This window comes from Micromonospora sp. CNZ296, assembly GCF_007827635.1.
Genome location: NZ_VISW01000003.1, coordinates 343193 through 359875 on the forward strand (window position 1 = coordinate 343193; position 16683 = coordinate 359875).

Annotated in this window: 15 protein-coding genes; 10 read left to right on the forward strand and 5 right to left on the reverse strand. The window is 75.2% G+C overall.

Annotation, left to right across the window (positions count from 1 at the left end):
• Window positions 1-7: 7 nt before the first annotated feature.
• Window positions 8-1030, reverse strand: coding sequence for a YihY/virulence factor BrkB family protein (locus tag FB455_RS07060; RefSeq protein WP_013285391.1), 1023 nt, complete (start codon window positions 1028-1030; stop codon window positions 8-10).
• Between the two features lie 141 nt (window positions 1031-1171).
• On the opposite strand from FB455_RS07060, the gene FB455_RS07065 reads away from it, so the two are divergent.
• The gene (locus FB455_RS07065) at window positions 1172-1576 is read left to right on the forward strand and encodes a ChaB family protein (protein WP_013285392.1); all 405 of its coding nucleotides are present in this window, start codon (window positions 1172-1174) and stop codon (window positions 1574-1576) included.
• Window positions 1577-1636: 60 nt separating this feature from the next.
• Here FB455_RS07065 and FB455_RS07070 read toward each other — a convergent pair whose 3' ends face one another.
• A complete protein-coding gene (locus tag FB455_RS07070; RefSeq protein ID WP_013285393.1) occupies window positions 1637-3070 on the reverse strand; it encodes an aldehyde dehydrogenase family protein in 1434 nt (477 codons plus the stop codon).
• Between the two features lie 72 nt (window positions 3071-3142).
• On the opposite strand from FB455_RS07070, the gene FB455_RS07075 reads away from it, so the two are divergent.
• Window positions 3143-4735 (forward strand): phytoene desaturase family protein, encoded by a 1593-nt coding sequence (locus FB455_RS07075; protein ID WP_013285394.1) that lies wholly within the window; start codon window positions 3143-3145, stop codon window positions 4733-4735.
• A 450-nt stretch (window positions 4736-5185) separates the two neighbouring features.
• Here the strand turns inward: FB455_RS07075 and FB455_RS07080 are convergent, their stop codons facing one another.
• Window positions 5186-5953 carry a polyprenol monophosphomannose synthase gene (locus FB455_RS07080; RefSeq protein WP_013285395.1) on the reverse strand — a complete coding sequence of 256 codons (768 nt, stop codon included), beginning with the start codon at window positions 5951-5953 and terminating at the stop codon, window positions 5186-5188.
• Between the two features lie 90 nt (window positions 5954-6043).
• Window positions 6044-6490 (reverse strand): SRPBCC family protein, encoded by a 447-nt coding sequence (locus FB455_RS07085; protein ID WP_013474830.1) that lies wholly within the window; start codon window positions 6488-6490, stop codon window positions 6044-6046.
• A gap of 182 nt (window positions 6491-6672) precedes the next feature.
• On the opposite strand from FB455_RS07085, the gene FB455_RS07090 reads away from it, so the two are divergent.
• The 8 genes from FB455_RS07090 to FB455_RS07125 are packed head-to-tail and all read left to right on the forward strand — an operon-like array spanning window position 6673 to window position 15375.
• Window positions 6673-8337, forward strand: coding sequence for an HAD-IIIA family hydrolase (locus FB455_RS07090; protein WP_145752671.1), 1665 nt, complete (start codon window positions 6673-6675; stop codon window positions 8335-8337).
• A complete protein-coding gene (locus FB455_RS07095; protein WP_013474832.1) occupies window positions 8334-9308 on the forward strand; it encodes a glycosyltransferase in 975 nt (324 codons plus the stop codon). Before FB455_RS07090 ends, FB455_RS07095 begins: the two co-directional genes overlap by 4 nt.
• Window positions 9293-10510, forward strand: coding sequence for a glycosyltransferase (locus FB455_RS07100; protein WP_145752673.1), 1218 nt, complete (start codon window positions 9293-9295; stop codon window positions 10508-10510). The genes FB455_RS07095 and FB455_RS07100 overlap by 16 nt, the downstream gene beginning before the upstream one ends.
• On the forward strand, window positions 10510-11202 hold the full coding sequence (locus tag FB455_RS07105; RefSeq protein WP_013285400.1) for a D-sedoheptulose-7-phosphate isomerase: 693 nt from the start codon (window positions 10510-10512) through the stop codon (window positions 11200-11202). The genes FB455_RS07100 and FB455_RS07105 overlap by 1 nt, the downstream gene beginning before the upstream one ends.
• Complete coding sequence (locus FB455_RS07110; protein ID WP_013285401.1) at window positions 11199-12689, forward strand: PfkB family carbohydrate kinase; 1491 nt, start codon at window positions 11199-11201, stop codon at window positions 12687-12689. Before FB455_RS07105 ends, FB455_RS07110 begins: the two co-directional genes overlap by 4 nt.
• Before the next feature lie 55 nt (window positions 12690-12744).
• A complete protein-coding gene (locus tag FB455_RS07115) occupies window positions 12745-13446 on the forward strand; it encodes an SDR family oxidoreductase (protein WP_013285402.1) in 702 nt (233 codons plus the stop codon).
• Window positions 13443-14402, forward strand: a complete 960-nt coding sequence (locus FB455_RS07120) for a glycosyltransferase family 9 protein (protein WP_145752676.1) — start codon at window positions 13443-13445, stop codon at window positions 14400-14402. Before FB455_RS07115 ends, FB455_RS07120 begins: the two co-directional genes overlap by 4 nt.
• Window positions 14386-15375, forward strand: a complete 990-nt coding sequence (locus tag FB455_RS07125) for a DNA topoisomerase IB (RefSeq protein WP_013285404.1) — start codon at window positions 14386-14388, stop codon at window positions 15373-15375. The genes FB455_RS07120 and FB455_RS07125 overlap by 17 nt, the downstream gene beginning before the upstream one ends.
• A 177-nt stretch (window positions 15376-15552) precedes the next feature.
• On the opposite strand, the gene FB455_RS07130 is transcribed toward FB455_RS07125, so the two are convergent.
• On the reverse strand, window positions 15553-16596 hold the full coding sequence (locus FB455_RS07130; RefSeq protein WP_013285405.1) for an AraC-like ligand-binding domain-containing protein: 1044 nt from the start codon (window positions 16594-16596) through the stop codon (window positions 15553-15555).
• Between the last annotated feature and the right edge of the window lie 87 nt (window positions 16597-16683).

A 16683-nucleotide genomic window follows, 5' to 3' on the forward strand; every position in this document is an offset into this window, starting at 1 on the left:
GAGCCGGTCATCCGGGCGGCAACCGGTCGGCCGTCTTCTCCCCGTCCGCCTTCTCGTCGTCGGCCGGGGAGCGCGGCGGCAGCACCGGGTCGTCCGGCTCCTCGACCCCCGCCTGCATCGCCCGCCCGCGTTGCAGCTCGGCGTTCACCTGCACGCCGAGCATCAGCGCGCAGTTGGACAGGTAGAGCCACACCAGGAACGCGATGACCGCGCCGAGACTGCCGTACGTGACGTCGTACGAGCCGAAGTTCGCCACGTACAGGCCGAAGCCGAAGGAGGCGAGCACCCAGGCCGCGAGCGCCAGCGCGCCGCCCGGGGTGAGCCAGCGGAACCGCGGCTGGCGGACGTTCGGCGCGATCCAGAACAGCAGCGACAGCAGCGTCATCGCGACCACGGCGAGCAGCGGCCACTTCGCCACCGACCATGTCGTGCGGGCCACCGCCCCGGCGTGCAGCAGGTCACCCACCGCGTCGGTGACCGGGCCGCTGACGATCAGCCCGGTGGCCACCACCGCCAGCAGCACGATCGTCACCGCGGCCATGCCGATCTGCAACGGGCGCAGCCGGTAGAACGGCCGTCCCTCCCGTACCCCGTAGATCGCGTTGGAGGCGCGGGTGAACGCGCCGATGAACCCGGACGCGGACCAGAGGGCGCCGAGCAGACCGAAGCTGAGCAGCACCTTCGCCGAGCCCTGCTGCTCGACCACGTTGCGCACCACGCCCACGAACGCGTCGTTGCCGACCACCGAGCCGGCGCCGATCTCCCGGGCCAGGTCGATCACGGTGTCGACGGTGCGCGGGCCGTCGGAGACCAGGCCGACCAGCGCGACCACCACGATCGTGGACGGGAACAGGGCCAGCACGCCGTAGTAGGTGAGCGCCGCGGCCCAGTCCGCGCAGTTGTCGGTGACGAAGCCCTTGCCGCTGCGTACCAGCACACCGCGCCAGGTGCGCCAGTTGAGCTGGCGGATCCGGCGGGGGAGACGGGACCGCGTCCGGCCGTCGACCGTCTGTGGTGTCGTCACGGTCATGTCCGCCTCCTCCAGGCCCCGCCACCGGGCGTGGCCGGGCGGTACCCCCGGGGGGAAATCGACAAACCGGGTGCCGGTTTGCCCGCCGGGCGGGAGGGAACCACACCAGACACCCGATCGAGACTCCAGAAGGAGGACGAGATGCCCGGGCGCGAGGTACTGCCCAGCACGCTGCGGCGCTCCCCGGCGAAGGCGCAGCGGACCTGGGAGAAGACACACGACTCGGCGGTCGAGACGTACGGCGAGGGGGAGCGGGCGCACCGCACCGCCTTCGCCGCGGTCAAGCACGAGTTCGAGAAGGTGGGCGACCACTGGGAGCCCAAGGGCCGCAAGGGGCCCAGCGACAAGCAGGCCGAAGGCGGCGGCCCGGCCCGGCGCGCGCCGACGGCCGGCGGGGTGGACGCCAACGCCACCAAGGACCACCTCATGGAGGTGGCGAAGAAACTGGACGTGCGTGGCCGGTCCCGGATGACCAAGCCGGAACTGGTCACGGCGATCGAGAAGGCCAACAACAACGCGACCCGCAAGGCCCGCGGGGGTCGCTGACCCCTGGGGGTACGCGTCGAGCCCGGGACCGAGGCGGTCCCGGGCTCGCTCTGTGCCGTCTCACCAGTGGCCGCCGCCCGGCGCCTCCAGGTGCACCGCCTTGACGGTGCTGAACTCGTCCAGCAGCTCCGGGCCGTACCCGAAGCCCTGGCCACTGCCCCGGCGCGGCTGGGCCGCGCCACCCGGCGCCCCGCCGAACACCGAATTGATCTTCACGGTGCCGACCGGCAGTTCCCGCCAGGCGCGCTGGGCGTGGCTCATCGAGCCGGTCAGCACTGTGGCGGCCAGCCCGTACGGGGAGTCGGCCGCGCACCGCAGCCCCTCGCTGAACGAGTCGACCACCACCACCGGGGCTACCGGCCCGAACGTCTCCTCCCGGACCAGCGCCATGTCGTGGCGGCAGCCCTCGACCACGGTGGCCGGGTAGAACGCGCCCGGTCCGTCCGGCAGCACGCCGCCGGCGCGTACCCGGGCACCGTCGGCGAGCGCGGCGGTCACCTGCCCGTGCACGTGGTCCCGGTGCCGCCGGTCCACGAGCGGCGCGAGCTGTGTGCCCGGGTCACGGCCGGGGCCCACTGTGAGCGCCTCGGCGCGCGCCACGAGCGCGTCCAGGAAGCCCTCGGCGACGTCGCGGTGCACGTAGATCCGCTCCACCGCCACGCAGATCTGACCGGCGTTGGCGAAGCAGCCGAGCGCCGCCTGTTCGGCCGCCCAAATCGGGTCGACGTCCGCGTCCACCACGAGCGGATCGCTGCCGCCGTTCTCCAGCAGCACCTTCGCCCCGGTACGCGCGCCCGCGGCGGCGATCACCCGGCCGGTCGCAGTGGAACCGACGTGCGCGATGACGTCCAGCTCCTGCCCGGCCAGCGCGGCACCCACCTCGCCGCCGCCGGTGATCAGCGACAGCACCCCGGCCGGCAACGCCGAGTCCAGCGCGCGGGCGAGCAGCCAGCCGGTGGCAGGGGTCCGCTCGCTCGGCTTGTAGACCACCACGTTGCCGGTGACCAGCGCCGCGCCGAGCAGGCCGCAGGACACCGCCACCGGGTCGTTCCACGGGGTGATCGCGGCGACCACGCCGCGCGGCTCGGGAGCCATGAAGTCCAGCGCGCCGTGCGCGCCGTGCAGCGTCCGGCCGCCCCGTAGCGGGGCCAGCTCGGCGTACTGTCGCAGCGTGCCGACGCCCGCCGCCACCCCGCCCCGCGCGTCGTCGAGCGGCTTGCCCATCTCCGCCGTGGTCGCCTCGGCCAACTCGTCGGCCGCCGCCTCGACGGCGTCCGCCGCCCGGTGCAGCGCCGCGGCCCGGTCCGCGGGCGCGGTCGCGGCCCACTCCGCCGCCACGCCCCGGGCCGCCTCCACCGCCTTGGCCACCTCGTCGGCCGTCGCGACCGGCGTCCGCGTCACCGGCGACCCGTCCGCCGGATCGTGGACGACCAGCTCGCCGCCCTCGCCGCCGGCGCCCCACACTCCACCAATGAGCTGCGCAACCGTGTACATGCGGCCGTGCTTGCCCCGGCATGGGCTGGGCAAACGCGTTTCGCCCGGTGACCGGCCGGGTAGGCGGATCGGATGACCTCCACCGCAGACGCCGTCGTCATCGGGGCCGGGCACAACGGGCTGGTGGCCGCGAACCTGCTGGTGGACGCCGGCTGGGACGTCGAGGTCCTGGAGGCCACCGAGGCGCCCGGCGGGGCCGTCCGCTCCGCGTACGTGACCGCGCCCGGTTACCTCAGCGACCTCTACAGCTCCTTCTACCCGCTCGGCTACGCCTCCCCGGTGCTCGACGGGCTGGGCCTGGAACGGCACGGCCTGTCCTGGACGCACGCGCCGGACGTGCTGGCGCACCTGCTACCGGACGGCCGGGCCGCCGTGGTCAACCGCGACCTGGACGCCACCGCCGCCTCGCTGGAGGCGTTCGCGCCCGGCGACGGGGAGCGCTGGCGGCACGCGTACGCCGACTGGTGCCAGGTCTCCGAGCCGATGTTGCAGACGATCACCACCCCGTTCCCGCCGGTACGCGGCGGACTGGGCCTGCTGCGGCAGCTCCGGGTCGGCGGCGCGCTCCGGCTCGCCCGCCGCCTCGTGCTCCCGGTCCGCAAGCTCGGCGCGGAGCTGTTCGAGGGCGAGGGCGGCACTGTGCTGCTGGCCGGATGCGCCCTGCACACCGACCTGTCCCCGGAGGAGGCCGGCTCCGGCGTGTACGGCTGGCTGCTCGCCATGCTCGGCCAGCAGGTGGGCTGGCCGGTACCGGTGGGCGGCGCCCAGAAGATCACCGACGCGCTGGTGGCGCGGCTGGTCGAGCGGGGCGGGCGGATCACGTACGGCGCCCGGGTCGAGCGGGTGCTCACCGCCCGGGGCCGGGCGATGGGCGTACGCACCGCAGGCGGCACCGACTGGCGGGCCCGGCGCGCTGTGCTCGCCGACGTACCAGCGCCTGCGCTCTTCCTCGACCTGGTCGGCGCGGCGGCGCTGCCGCCCCGGATGGTCGAGGACCTGGCGCACTTCAAGTGGGACGGCTCCACGCTCAAGGTCGACTGGGCGCTGTCCGCGCCGGTGCCGTGGAAGAACCGCGACCTGGCCGGCGCCGGCACCGTGCACCTGGGCGCCGACCTCGACGGCCTCACCACGTACGCGGCCGAGCTGGCCCGCGGCGAGCTGCCACGGGATCCGTTCCTGCTGGTGGGGCAGATGTCGGTAGCCGACCCGAGCCACTCACCGCCCGGCACCGAGTCGCTCTGGTCCTACACCCACCTGCCGTTCCGCCGGAACTGGCGGGCCGAGGAGGTGGCGGGGCACGTGGAGCGGATGGAGGAGGTGCTGGAGGCGGCGGCGCCGGGTTTCCGGGCGTCGATCGTCGGGCGCCACGTGGCCGGCCCGGCCGACCTGGAGGCCGCCGAGCCGAGCCTGGTCGGGGGAGCGCTGGGCGGCGGCACTGCCGCGGCGTACCAGCAGTTGTTCCTGCGGCCGATCCCCGGGCTGGGCCGGGCCGACACCCCGGTCGACCGGCTCTACCTGGCCAGCGCCTCCGCCCACCCGGGCGGCGGCGTCCACGGCGCGCCGGGGGCGAACGCGGCGCGGGCCGCGCTGGCCCGCGACCGGGCCGTCACCGGCGCGGTGTACGCCCGGACGATCGCCGCCGCCCACCGCACCGTCTACCGCTGACCCGACCGCGCCTCCACCCGGATGCAGCCGTAGATCTTGGTACGAAAGTGCCCCTATGGGGGCCGTTTCCTACCAAGATCTGCGAGCTGTTCGCGACGAGGCGCTCAAGCGGTGTCGGCTGACCGCCGACTGCGCCGACGGCTGATCGCCGCCGCGCAATCGACGGCTGACGACCGTTCACGGTGCGTCACGCTGAGTATTCGGCGCTGCCCCGGCGGTATCAACGCATCACCGCCTTTGCTCTGCACCCGCATACGCATCGGTCACGCAGCGTGTCCGCAGCGGGCGCCCGGCGAAACGGTGTCCCGGACAGCGTCCCTGCTCAGGGCGGTGCTGCGCCGATGGCTGCAGAGCAAAGGGGCCGACGAGGAAAGTGGCGGGACGACCGCGCCCTCACGCACGGTGACAATGACGCAGCGTGAGGGCGCGGTGGACGTGCGGGAGAGGGGGTCAGGAGTCCAGGTTGCGGTGCCGGCTGCGCAGCTTGAACGGCATCAGCGCGCTCTCGATCTTCGTGGCGGTGGTCATCTTCGAGTCGCCGTCGCGGCGCTCCTCGAAGCGGATCGGCACCTCCAGGATCGTGTGGCCGAGCTTGGTGGCGAGGTAGTGCATCTCCACCTGGAAGCTGTAGCCGTTGGACTGCACCCGGTCCAGCCCGATCGCGCGCAGCGCATCCGCCCGCCAGATCTTGAAGCCGGCGGTCAGGTCGCGGATGCGTACCCGCAGCAGCGTGTGCACGTACAGGTTCGCCCAGCCGCTGAGCGCGCGCCGGTACAGCGGCCAGTTCTCGTCCAGCTCACCGCCGGGCACGTAGCGCGAGCCGATGACCACCGAAGCCTGGGTGGACAGCAGCGCGCCGAGCATGCCGGGCAGCGCCTCCGGCGGGTGCGACAGGTCGGCGTCCATCTGCGCGACGAAGTCCGCGCCGTCGTCGAGCGCCCGGCCGATGCCGTCCACGTACGCCCGGCCGAGACCCTCCTTGCCCGGGCGGTGCAGCACCGTCACCCGGTCCGGGTGCTCGATGGCCAGCTTGTCGGCGACCTCGCCGGTACCGTCCGGGGAGTTGTCGTCGGCGACCAGCACCTTCAGCCCCGGCAGCGGCAGCGCGAGGAGGCGCTCGACCAGCACCGGGAGGTTGCCCGCCTCGTTGTAGGTCGGAACGACGACGGTCAGGCGCGCATCCCCCCACGGGGAGGGTAACTGCACGGGTTCGATCATCACGGACATCCTCGGTCAGCCGACAGGTTCACCTGAGAGGGTAGCCAGTCCCTCGCGCGGCAGCCGCACAGACGCCCCGCCACCGATCGATCACCGCTCCGGCTTCTGCCTCGTCGCGATGTCGGACAGCCGGGCAAGCGTCTCCCGGTTGCGAAGATGCAGCACCAGGTCGTTGAGCTTGGTCCGGACCCACCGCAGCGGGCCGGCGGCGAAGTCCTCGCCGATCGTCACCCGGGTCCTGCCGTCGTCCAGCGGCTCCAGGGCGAACGCCACGATCGCCTCCCCGGCCGGCCACAGCCCGGCGCGCAGCACCAGCCGGTGCGGCGCCTGGCACTCCAGCACCGTCGACTTGTCCTGGAGCGAGAACGGCCACGGCCCGGCCCGGTGGTGCAGCCGGCTGCCGACGCGCGGCCACGTGTCGTCCACGTCCCGCACGTGCGCGGTGCCCACCACCCAGTCGCTGTACGTCCACCCGTCCGCGAGCACCTCGAAGACCTGCTCCGGGGGCGCGTCGATCACCTTCTCCACAACCGCCATCACCGAGCGGTACCCCGGCACGGGCCGTCGCTAACGGCGATCCGGGTTAGCTTCTCCGGGGCGGCGGGTATCGCCGGACCGGGCCGGTCGTGGCAGGCGTGCACCCGGCTGTGCGGCACCGGCGGGGCGGCCTGGCGCCGACGTCGACGTTTACTCCTCGGGGCCTCGGGAACCCGCCGCCCGTGCGACGGGACCACGAGCGGGATCAGTGCAGGTCAGCCCGGGTTGACCCGGGTGCTGACCGGTTCCCGTCCGGCCTGTACGACGCGGTCCTGCTGGACCGGGACGGCACGCTGGTGGAGGACGTGCCGTACAACGGCGACCCGGAGAAGGTCCGGCCGGTGCCGGGCGCCCGGGAGGCGCTGGACCGGTTGCGGGCGGCCGGGTTGCGGCTGGCGGTGGTCACCAACCAGTCCGGCCTGGCCCGGGGCTGCTTCACGGCGCACGACCTGCGCCTGGTCAACGCCCGGGTGGAGGAACTGCTCGGGCCCTTCGACCACTGGGCGATCTGCCCGCACGCCGAGGCCGACGGGTGCGTCTGCCGCAAGCCCGCCCCCGGCCTCGTGCACGAGGCCGCGGCCGCGCTCGGGACCACGCCGACCCGCTGCGTGCTGATCGGGGACATCGGCGCGGACACGGCAGCCGCCGCCGCGGCCGGCGCTGCGGCGATCATGGTGCCCACGCCCGCCACCCGAGCCGCCGAGGTGGCTGCCGCGCCCACTGTCGCGGCCGACCTGCCGGACGCGGTGGGCATCGTGCTGGCCCGGATGCGCCTGACGGCCGCGCCGCAGCCCGCGCGCCGGTCACGCCGGGACACGGTGCTGGTGGTGCGCAGCGACGCGGCGGGCGACGTGCTGGTGACCGGGCCGGGCATCCGGGCGGTCGCGGCCGGAGCGCAGCGGGTGGTGCTGCTGTGCGGGCCACGTGGCCGGGCCGCCGCCGAACTGCTCCCAGGCGTGGACGAGATCATCGAGGCGCCGCTGCCGTGGATCGACGCGCCCGCCCCACCCGTCGACCCCGGCGCCGTGCGCGCGCTGACCGACCGGCTGTCGGAGGTACGCGCCGACGAGGCTGTCGTGTTCACCTCCTTCCACCAGTCCGCCCTGCCCCTGGCCCTGCTTCTGCGCCTGGCCGGGGTACCCCGGATCAGCGCCATCAGCGACGACTACCCCGGCAGCCTGCTCGACGTCCGCCACCGCGTCCCGGCAGGCGTACCCGAACCCGAACGCGCCCTGTCCCTCGCCGCCGCAGCCGGCTTCGCGCTGCCCGGCCACGACGAACCGGCGCTGCGCATCCGCACCGACCGGCTTCCGCCGCGCGCGGCCGACGCCGGCGAGCCCGGCTACGTGGTCCTGCACCCGGGCTCCTCGGTGGAGACCCGCGCCTGCCCCGAGGAACTGGCCACCCGCGTGGTCCGCGTGCTCGGCGCCGCAGGCTACCGGGTCGTGGTCACCGGCGGGCCGGACGAGCGGGAGCTGACCGCGCGCGTCGCCGCGGCGGGCGGCGTCGACCTGGGCGGGCGGACCGGGCTGGACGACCTGGCGGCGGTCATCGCCGGCGCCGGGGCGCTGGTGGTGGGCAACACCGGCCCGGCGCACCTGGCCGCCGCGCTCGGCGTGCCGGTGGTGAGCCTGTTCGCGCCGACGGTGCCGTTCGGGCAGTGGGGGCCCTACCGGGTGCCGACGGTGCGGCTCGGCGACGCGGGGGCGGCGTGCCGGGACACCCGCGCCACCGTCTGCCCGGTCCCCGGCCACCCGTGCCTGTCGGCTGTCGAGCCGGGACGGGTCCTGGAGGCGTTGCGGCTGCTCGGCGTGCCGGCGCCGGTGGCGGGCGGGGTGGCCGGATGAACATCCTGCTGTGGCACGTCCACGGGTCGTGGACGACCTCCTTCGTGCACGGCAAGCACCGCTACCTGGTGCCGGTCACGCCGGACCGGGGTCCGTACGGGCTGGGCCGGGCGCGCACCTACCCGTGGCCGGACAGCGCCGTCGAGGTCACTCCCGAAGACCTGCGCGACACCGACGTGGACCTGGTGATCCTGCAACGCCCGGAGGAACTCGACCTGGCGGCGGAGTGGCTCGGCCGCCGGCCGGGCCGGGACGTGCCGGCCATCTACGTCGAGCACAACACCCCGAAAGGCGACGTGCCGAACACCCGGCACCCGATGGCCGACCGCGACGACCTGCTGCTCACGCACGTCACCGCGTTCAACGAGCTGTTCTGGGACAACGGCGCGACCAGGACCACAGTCGTCGACCACGGCGTCGTACCGCCGAACGTCGAGTGGACCGGGGAACTCGACCGCCTCGCCGTGGTCATCAACGAGCCGGTACGCCGCTGGCGCGTCACCGGCACCGACCTGCTCGCCCGGTTCGCCGCGCTGGCGCCGCTGGACGTCTACGGGATGAAAGTGGACGGTCTCGCCGCCCACCTCGGCCTGCCCGAGGACCGGCTGACCAGCCACGACGACGTACCCCAGCACGCCATGCACGCCGAACTCGCCAAACGGCGCGCCTACCTGCACCTGTGCCGCTGGACCTCACTCGGCCTCAGCCTCGTCGAGGCCATGACCATGGGCATGCCCGTGGTGGCACTGGCCACGACCGAGGCGGTGGAGGCGGTGCCGCCTGCCGCAGGCGCGCTGTCCACCCGCGTCGACACGCTCGTCGACGCCGCCCGTGGCCTGCTGGACGACCCGGAGTCCGCCCGCCGGGCGGGCGCCGTGGCCCGGGCCGCCGCCCGGGACCGCTACGGCCTGGATCGATTCCTCGCCGACTGGGACCGGCTGCTGGAGGAGGAAGTATGCGCATCGCGATGATCTCGGAGCATGCCAGCCCGCTCGCCGTCCTCGGCGGGGAGGACGCCGGTGGCCAGAACACGCATGTCGCGGAGCTCTCCGCCGCGCTCGCGGCCGCCGGTCACGACGTGCGCGTCTACACCCGCCTCGACGCGGTGGACCTGCCGGTGAGCGTCCGCACCCCGGACGGGTACGAGGTGGTCCACGTACCGGCCGGGCCGGCCGAACCGGTGGCCAAGGACGACCTGCTGCCGTACATGCCGTCGTTCGGGCAGTGGCTGGCCGACCGGTGGCGCACCGGCGACTGGCAGCCCGAGGTGGTGCACGCGCACTTCTGGATGAGCGGGCTGGCGGGTCTCGCCGCGGCCCGCCGCGCGGGCGTGCCGATGGTGCAGACGTACCACGCGCTCGGCACCGTCAAGCGCCGCCACCAGGGCGTGCAGGACACCAGCCCGCCGGGCCGGGTCGAGCACGAGCGGAAGCTGGGCCGCTCGGTGGACCGGGTGGTCGCCCAGTGCCAGGACGAGGTCGCCGAACTGGTCCGGATGGGCGTACCCCGGTCCCGGATGACTGTCGTGCCGTCGGGGGTGAACCTCACGACGTTCTCCCCGCTCGGCCCGGTCGCCGACCGTGACGGCGGCCGGGCCCGCGTCCTCACCGTCGGCCGGCTGGTCGAACGCAAGGGCTTCCAGGACGTCATCCGGGCCGTCGCCGAGGTGCCGGACGCCGAGTGCGTGGTCGTCGGCGGGCCGCCGGCCGGGCTGCTGGAGACCGACCCGTACGCGTTGCGCCTGCGCGCGCTGGCCCACTCGCTCGGCGTCGCCGACCGGGTACGGCTGGTCGGCGCGGTCCCCCGGGAGGAGATGGGCCGCTGGTACCGGTCGGCCGACGTGCTCGTGGCCGCCCCCTGGTACGAGCCGTTCGGGCTCACCCCGCTGGAGGCGATGGCCTGCGGCGTACCGGTGGTCGCGACGGCTGTCGGCGGGCTGATCGACACGGTGGTGGCCGGACGCACCGGCGACCTGGTGCCACCCCGGGAGCCGGCGGCGCTCGGCGTGGCGATCCGGGGTCTGCTCGGCGACCGGATCCGCCGCTTCGCCTACGCCACCGCCGCGCTGGAGCGGGCACGCACCCGCTACTCCTGGGCCACCACCGCGGACCGCCTCACCGAGCTGTACGGCGAGGTGGCCACCGTGCGCCGCCCGACCCGGGTGGTCGCCTGATGACGGCCGGGACGCCGGCCGCCGGCGCGACGGTGCTGGAGGACCACCTGAGCCTGCTGGCCGCCGCGTTGCTGCCGCTGCGGGAGGCGGAGCAGATGCTGGCCCGCTGGGGCGAGGAGCTGGCGCAGCGGCTCGCCGCCGGTGGCCGGTTGCTGGTGGCGGGCAACGGCGGCAGCGCCGCCGAAGCCCAGCACCTCACCGCCGAACTCGTCGGCAAACTCCGCCACGACCGCCAACCCCTCTCCGCCATCGCCCTGCACGCCGAGACCAGCGCCGTCACCGCCATCGCCAACGACTACGGATACGACGAAACCTTCGCCCGGCAGGTCCGCGCCCACGGCCGGCCCCACGATCACCTCCTGCTCATGACCACCAGCGGCACCAGCACCAACCTCCTCGCCGCCGCCCACGCCGCACACCAGGCGGGCCTGCGCTGCTGGGCCTTCACCGGACCCGCACCCAACCCCCTCGCCGACCTCTGCCACGAGCATCTGGCGATCGACTCGCCGGACGGGCAGGTGGTGCAGGAACTGCACCTGGTGGCCTCGCACGTGCTCTGCGAGTACGTCGAACTGGCGCTGCCCGCCGCGCTCGCCGCCCAGCCGGCGGCCGGGCCGGTACGCGCGGGTGTCGAGGTCGTCGTCGGCGAGCCGGACCCGACGGCGACGGCCGGCCGGGGAGGCCCGGCATGAGGGGACCGGTGGTGGTGCTCGGTGACACGCTGCTGGACCGCGACGTCGAAGGTCTGGTGAACCGGCTCTGCCCGGACTCCCCGGTGCCGGTGCTGGACGAGACCGTATCCGTCGACCGGCCCGGTGGCGCCGGGCTGGCCGCCGTCTTCGCCGCCGCGCAGGGCGCCGAGGTCGCGCTGGTCACCGCCGTCGCCGACGACGCGGGCGGGGCCCGGCTGGGCACGCTGCTCGCCGCCGCCGGGGTCCGCTTGTACGCGCTTCCGCTGGCCGGCGCCACCCCGGAGAAGATCCGGCTGCGGGCGCGCGGACGGGTGCTGCTGCGCCACGACCGGGGCGGGAGCGCCGGTGCGCCCGGTCAGCCCAGCGACGCCGTGCTGCGGCTGATCGCCGACGCGTCCGCCGTACTGGTGAGCGACTACGGCCGGGGCGTGGCCGGGCATCCGGCGCTGCGGGCGGCGCTGGCCGCAACCCGGGCGCCTGTGGTCTGGGATCCGCATCCGCGCGGGCCGGCCGCCGTACCCGGGGTGCACCTGGCCACCCCGAACGAGCCGGAGGCCCGCGAGCTGGCCAAGACGCCGCCGGGCGGCTCCCGCCTGGCCGTCGCGTCGCGTAGCGCGCACGCCTTGCGCCGCCGCTGGCAGGCGCGCGCGGTGGCGGTGACGCTCGGCGGCGACGGCGCGCTGCTCAGCCACGCCGGGTCCACGCCCCTGGTGGTGCCGGCGCCGCCCGCCGAGGGGGACACCTGCGGGGCCGGCGACCGGTTCGCGTCCACCGCGACGCTGGCCCTGGCCCGGGGCGCGCTCGTGTCCGAGGCGGTGCAGGAGGCGGTCACCGAGGCGTCGGCGTACGTGGCCGGCGGCGGTGTCGCCGCCGCGCTGCCCGCGCCGGTGCGGGCGGTCGCCCCGGCGGTGGTCACCGGCGGCGGGGACCGGATCGGCGCCGGGGCGGCCGGCGAGGTGGTGGCGCGGGTACGTGCGGCCGGCGGAACGGTGGTCGCCACCGGCGGCTGCTTCGACCTGCTGCACGCCGGGCACGTGGCGACGCTCCAGGCGGCCCGGCAGCTCGGCGACTGCCTGGTGGTCTGCCTCAACTCCGACGCCAGCGTGGCGGGGCTCAAGGGTCCGGAGCGCCCGGTCGTGCCGCAGGGCGACAGGGGGCGGCTGCTCGCCGCGCTCGGCTGCGTCGACGCGGTGCTGATCTTCGACGAGCCGACACCGGAGGCGGCGCTGTCCTGGCTGCGCCCGGACATCTGGGTCAAGGGCGGCGACTACGCCAGCGGCGGCGGCCCGGAGACCTTGCCCGAGACGGAGATCCTGGCCCGCTGGGGCGGTCACACGGTGGTCGTGCCGTACCTCGACGGGCGCTCGACCACCGACATGATCGCGGCGGCGCGGGCCGGGCGGGGCAGCGGCGGCTGGCCGGCCGCGTCGGGCGACCCGGCCGAGGCCGTCGCGCAGGTCCGGTCCACGGCGAAGGGAGCACGATGAACGAGCGACGCATCCGACCCGGCGCGGTCGCGCCCGCCGGTCCGACGGTGGCGGCGTGAGCGCCGGCGCGCCCGGAGCCGGGCCGACCGTCCTGGTCACCGGCGGCTCCAGCGGGCTCGGCGCGGCGGTGGTCGCCGCGGTGGCCCGCGCCGGCGGGCGCCCGCTGGTGCTGGACCGGCAGCGCCCCGCCGACGGGGTGCCCTGGGTCGAGTGCGACCTGGCCGACACCCGCGCCGCCGAGGCCGCCACCCGCGACCTCGCGGAACGCTCCGGCGGGCTGGACGCCGTGGTCACCGCCGCCGGGATGGACGTGCCCGGGAAGCTGGCCGACATCCCGGCCGAGACCTGGGAGCGGATCGTCACAGTGGACCTGCTCGCCACCGCCGCGGTGATCCGGGCCGCGCTGCCCTGGCTGGAGGCGTCCCGGGGCAGCATCGTCACTGTGGCCTCCACGCTCGGGGTGAAGGCGGTCAGCGACGCGACAGCGTACTGCGCGGCGAAGTTCGGGGTGGTGGGCTTCACCCGGGCGCTCGCCGCGGAACTCGCCGGCGCTGTCGGCGTGACGCTGCTGATCCCGGGCGGGATGCGGACCGCGTTCTTCGACGAGCGGGACGCGCAGTACCGCCCCGGCCCGGACGCGGTGCTCAACGAGCCGGCCGACACCGCCGCCGCCGTCATGTTCGCGCTGTCCCAGCCGGCCGGCTGCGCGGTACGCGAGATGGTGGTCTGCGCCGCGCAGGAGTCCTCGTACCCGTGATCCTGGTGCTGCGGGCGCTCGGGGTCGGCGACCTGGCCACCGCCGTGCCGGCGCTGCGTGGCCTGCGCGCCGGCCTGCCGGGCCGGGAGCTGGTGCTCGCCGCGCCGGGCTGGCTGGCGCCGCTGGCGGAGCTGACCGGGGCGGTCGACCGGGTGCTGCCCACCGCCGGGCCGGACCGGATCGCGTGGACCGGCCCGCCCCCCGAGGTGGCGGTCAACCTGCACGGCCGCGGGCCGCAGTCGCACCGGGCGCTGGCCGCCGTACGCCCCGGTCGGCTGCTCGCCCACAGCAACCCGGGCGCCGGGCACCCGGACGGCCCGTCCTGGGACGACGACGAGCACGAGGTCCGCCGCTGGTGCCGGCTGCTGCACGCGTACGGGCTGCCGGCCGACCCGGGGGACCTGGCGCTGCGGCGTCCGGCGCTGACCGGCGTACCGGCCGGGGTGACGCTGCTGCACCCGGGCGGCAAGATCCCGGCGAAGCGCTGGCCGGCGGACCGGTTCGCCGGGCTGGCCCGGGAGCTGGCCGCGCGCGGGCACCGGGTGGCGGTCACCGGCTCGCCGGACGAGCGGGCGCTGGCCGAGCGGGTCGCCCGCGACGCCGGGCTGCCGCCGGAGGCGGTGCTGGCCGGCCGGACCGGACTGGCCGAGATGGCCGCGCTCGTCGCGGGCGCGCGGCTGGTGGTCAGCGGGGACACCGGCGTGGCGCACCTCGCCACCGGCTACGGCACTGCGTCGGTGGTGCTGTTCGGCCCGGTGCCGGCGGCGCACTGGGGCCCACCGCCGGACCGGCCCCGGCACCGGGCGCTGGGTGCGATCGAGCCCACGCCCGTCAACCCGGATTCGACCGGGTCGGGCGGGGTAGGAACCCACCCGACATTGGATGCCATCGGGATCGACGAGGTGGTGGCTGCGGTGGCAGACGTGGAACGGGTCTCCGGTGCGGTTGCGGCGTAGCGATCCGGGCCGGCCGGGATACGCGCGCCGGCGGCGCGGCAAGGGCTGGCTCTTCCTCGACCCGGCCGGCGAGCCGGTGCGCGACGCCGGGGAGCTGACCCGGCTGCGCGAGCTGGTGATCCCGCCCGCCTGGCGGGACGTGTGGATCTCGCCGTACCCGAACGGCCACATCCAGGCCACCGGCATCGACGCGGCGGGCCGCAAGCAGTACCTCTATCACCCGGGCTGGCGGCGCAAGCGCGACGAGGCCAAGTTCGACCACGTGCTGGAGGTGGCGCACCGGCTGCCCGCGCTGCGCGACCGGGTCACGCACGACCTGGCGCTGCGCGGCCTGCGCCGCGAACGGGTGCTGGCCACCGTCGCCCGGCTGCTCGACATGGGCGCGTTCCGGGTCGGCAGCGACCAGTACGCCACCGGCGACGACCCGACGTTCGGCGTGTCCACGCTGCGCCCCGAGCACGCCCGCTCCCGGGGCGGCTGCGTGGTGTTCGAGTTCCCGGCCAAGGGCGGCATCGACCAGGTCCGCCGGATCGAGGACGCCGAACTGTGCCGGGTGCTGCTCAACCTGCGCCGTCGCCGGCGCGCCCAGGAACGGCTGTTCGGTTACTGGGACGGCCGCTCCTGGCGCGACGTGCGCAGCGACGAGGTGAACGACTACCTGCGCGACGCCAGCGGCGGCGAGATGACGGCGAAGGACTTCCGTACCTGGCACGCGACGGTGCTCGCCGCAGCCGAACTGGCCACTGTGGGTCCGCAGCGCTCCGCCACCGCCCGCAGGCGCGCCGTGGCGGGGGTGATGCGTTCGGTGGCCGAACTGCTCGGCAACACCCCGACGGTGGCCCGGACCTCGTACGTGGACCCGCGCGTGGTCGACCTCTACCACGACGGGGTGCTGGCGCCGGTGCAGCCGGAGATGCCGCGCGAGGCGGTGGAGAAGTCGGTGCTGGCGTTGCTGGAGGAGGAGGCCGGCTGATCGCCGACCGGCCCCGTCGGTCCTGGGGGGAAGCGCGACGGGGCCGGAAATCTCGGCCGCCGGTGCGGTCCCGGGAAACATCACCGGGCGGGGCCGCCCGCGGCCGGGACCGCCGCGGACGCCGCGCCCGGCCCCCCGATATCCGCGGGCCCACCGCGAGCGGTACAGGCCCGGGTTTCAGTATGTACGGGACAGGTTGACGGCGGATGCCGTGCTGTTGACGATCCGTGCCGATTCCAGGTGACGGGCCCGGTACTCCTGCGGCGTCTCGCCCTGCGTGGTCCGGAAGACCCGGCTGAAGTGCGCCTTGTCCCGGAAGCCCCAGCGGGCGGCGATGACCTGGATCGAGCGGTCGCTCAGCGCCGGGTCGGCGAGGTCGCGGCGGCACCGGGCCAGCCGCTCGTCCCTGATGTACGCGGCAACTGTGGTCTCCTCGTCCTCGAAGAGCCGGTGCAGGGAGCGCACCGAGATGTGGTGCGCGTCGGCGATCGCGCCCGGGTCGAGCGTGGCGTCGCCGAGGTGCTGGCGCACGTACGCGCGTACCTGGGCCTGGAGGGCCCGGCGCCGGACCTCGGTGGGCATCTCGTCCTCGGAGACGAGGTTGCGGCCCAGCAGCGTGGCGACCAGGTCGAGACCGACGGCGCCGAGCCGCTCCGCGTCGGCCGCGTGGTACTGCTCGGGGTTCGCGGTGATCCGGATGAGGAAGTCGGCGACCAGCCCGCCGACGCCCTCCGAGCCGGACATCCGGCCGGCGAACAGGGGAGCGAGCCGGCGGGGCGGCAACGGCAGCGCGTCGTACGGCATCAGGGCCACGATCGAGTGGGCGTACGCGGACCCCGCGGGGTCGGCGTGGTGACTGACCTCGTGCGGGCGGGAGCAGTCGTAGAAGGTGAGGTCGCCGGGGCGGCACCGGGCGCGCTGCCCCTCCTGGTCGGCCTGGCTGGTGCCGCTGAGCGTCAGCGCGAGCAGGTAGTAGTCGGGGTCGGAGCGCTGGATCAGTTTCGAGGTGCGCACGCAGTCCACCGACGGGTAGCGGTAGCGGATGAGCTGCATCCGGCCCAGGTCGACGAACTCGGCCCGGGCGACGAAGTCGTCGGCGTGCGCGGTGCGCACCCGCAGCGGCGTCGGGGTGCTCGCCATCATGTCCAGCCACATGCCGAACCGCTCCCGCGGCGGCAGCGCCTGCGTGTCGAGGACCTGCCGGTGCAGCTTCCCGTCCATAGAACGACTCCCCGTGTTCGTCACGCCCTGCACAAACAGGACGCCCCACGGGGCCGAAAAGCGACACCCGTGGGGCCGTGACGTCCG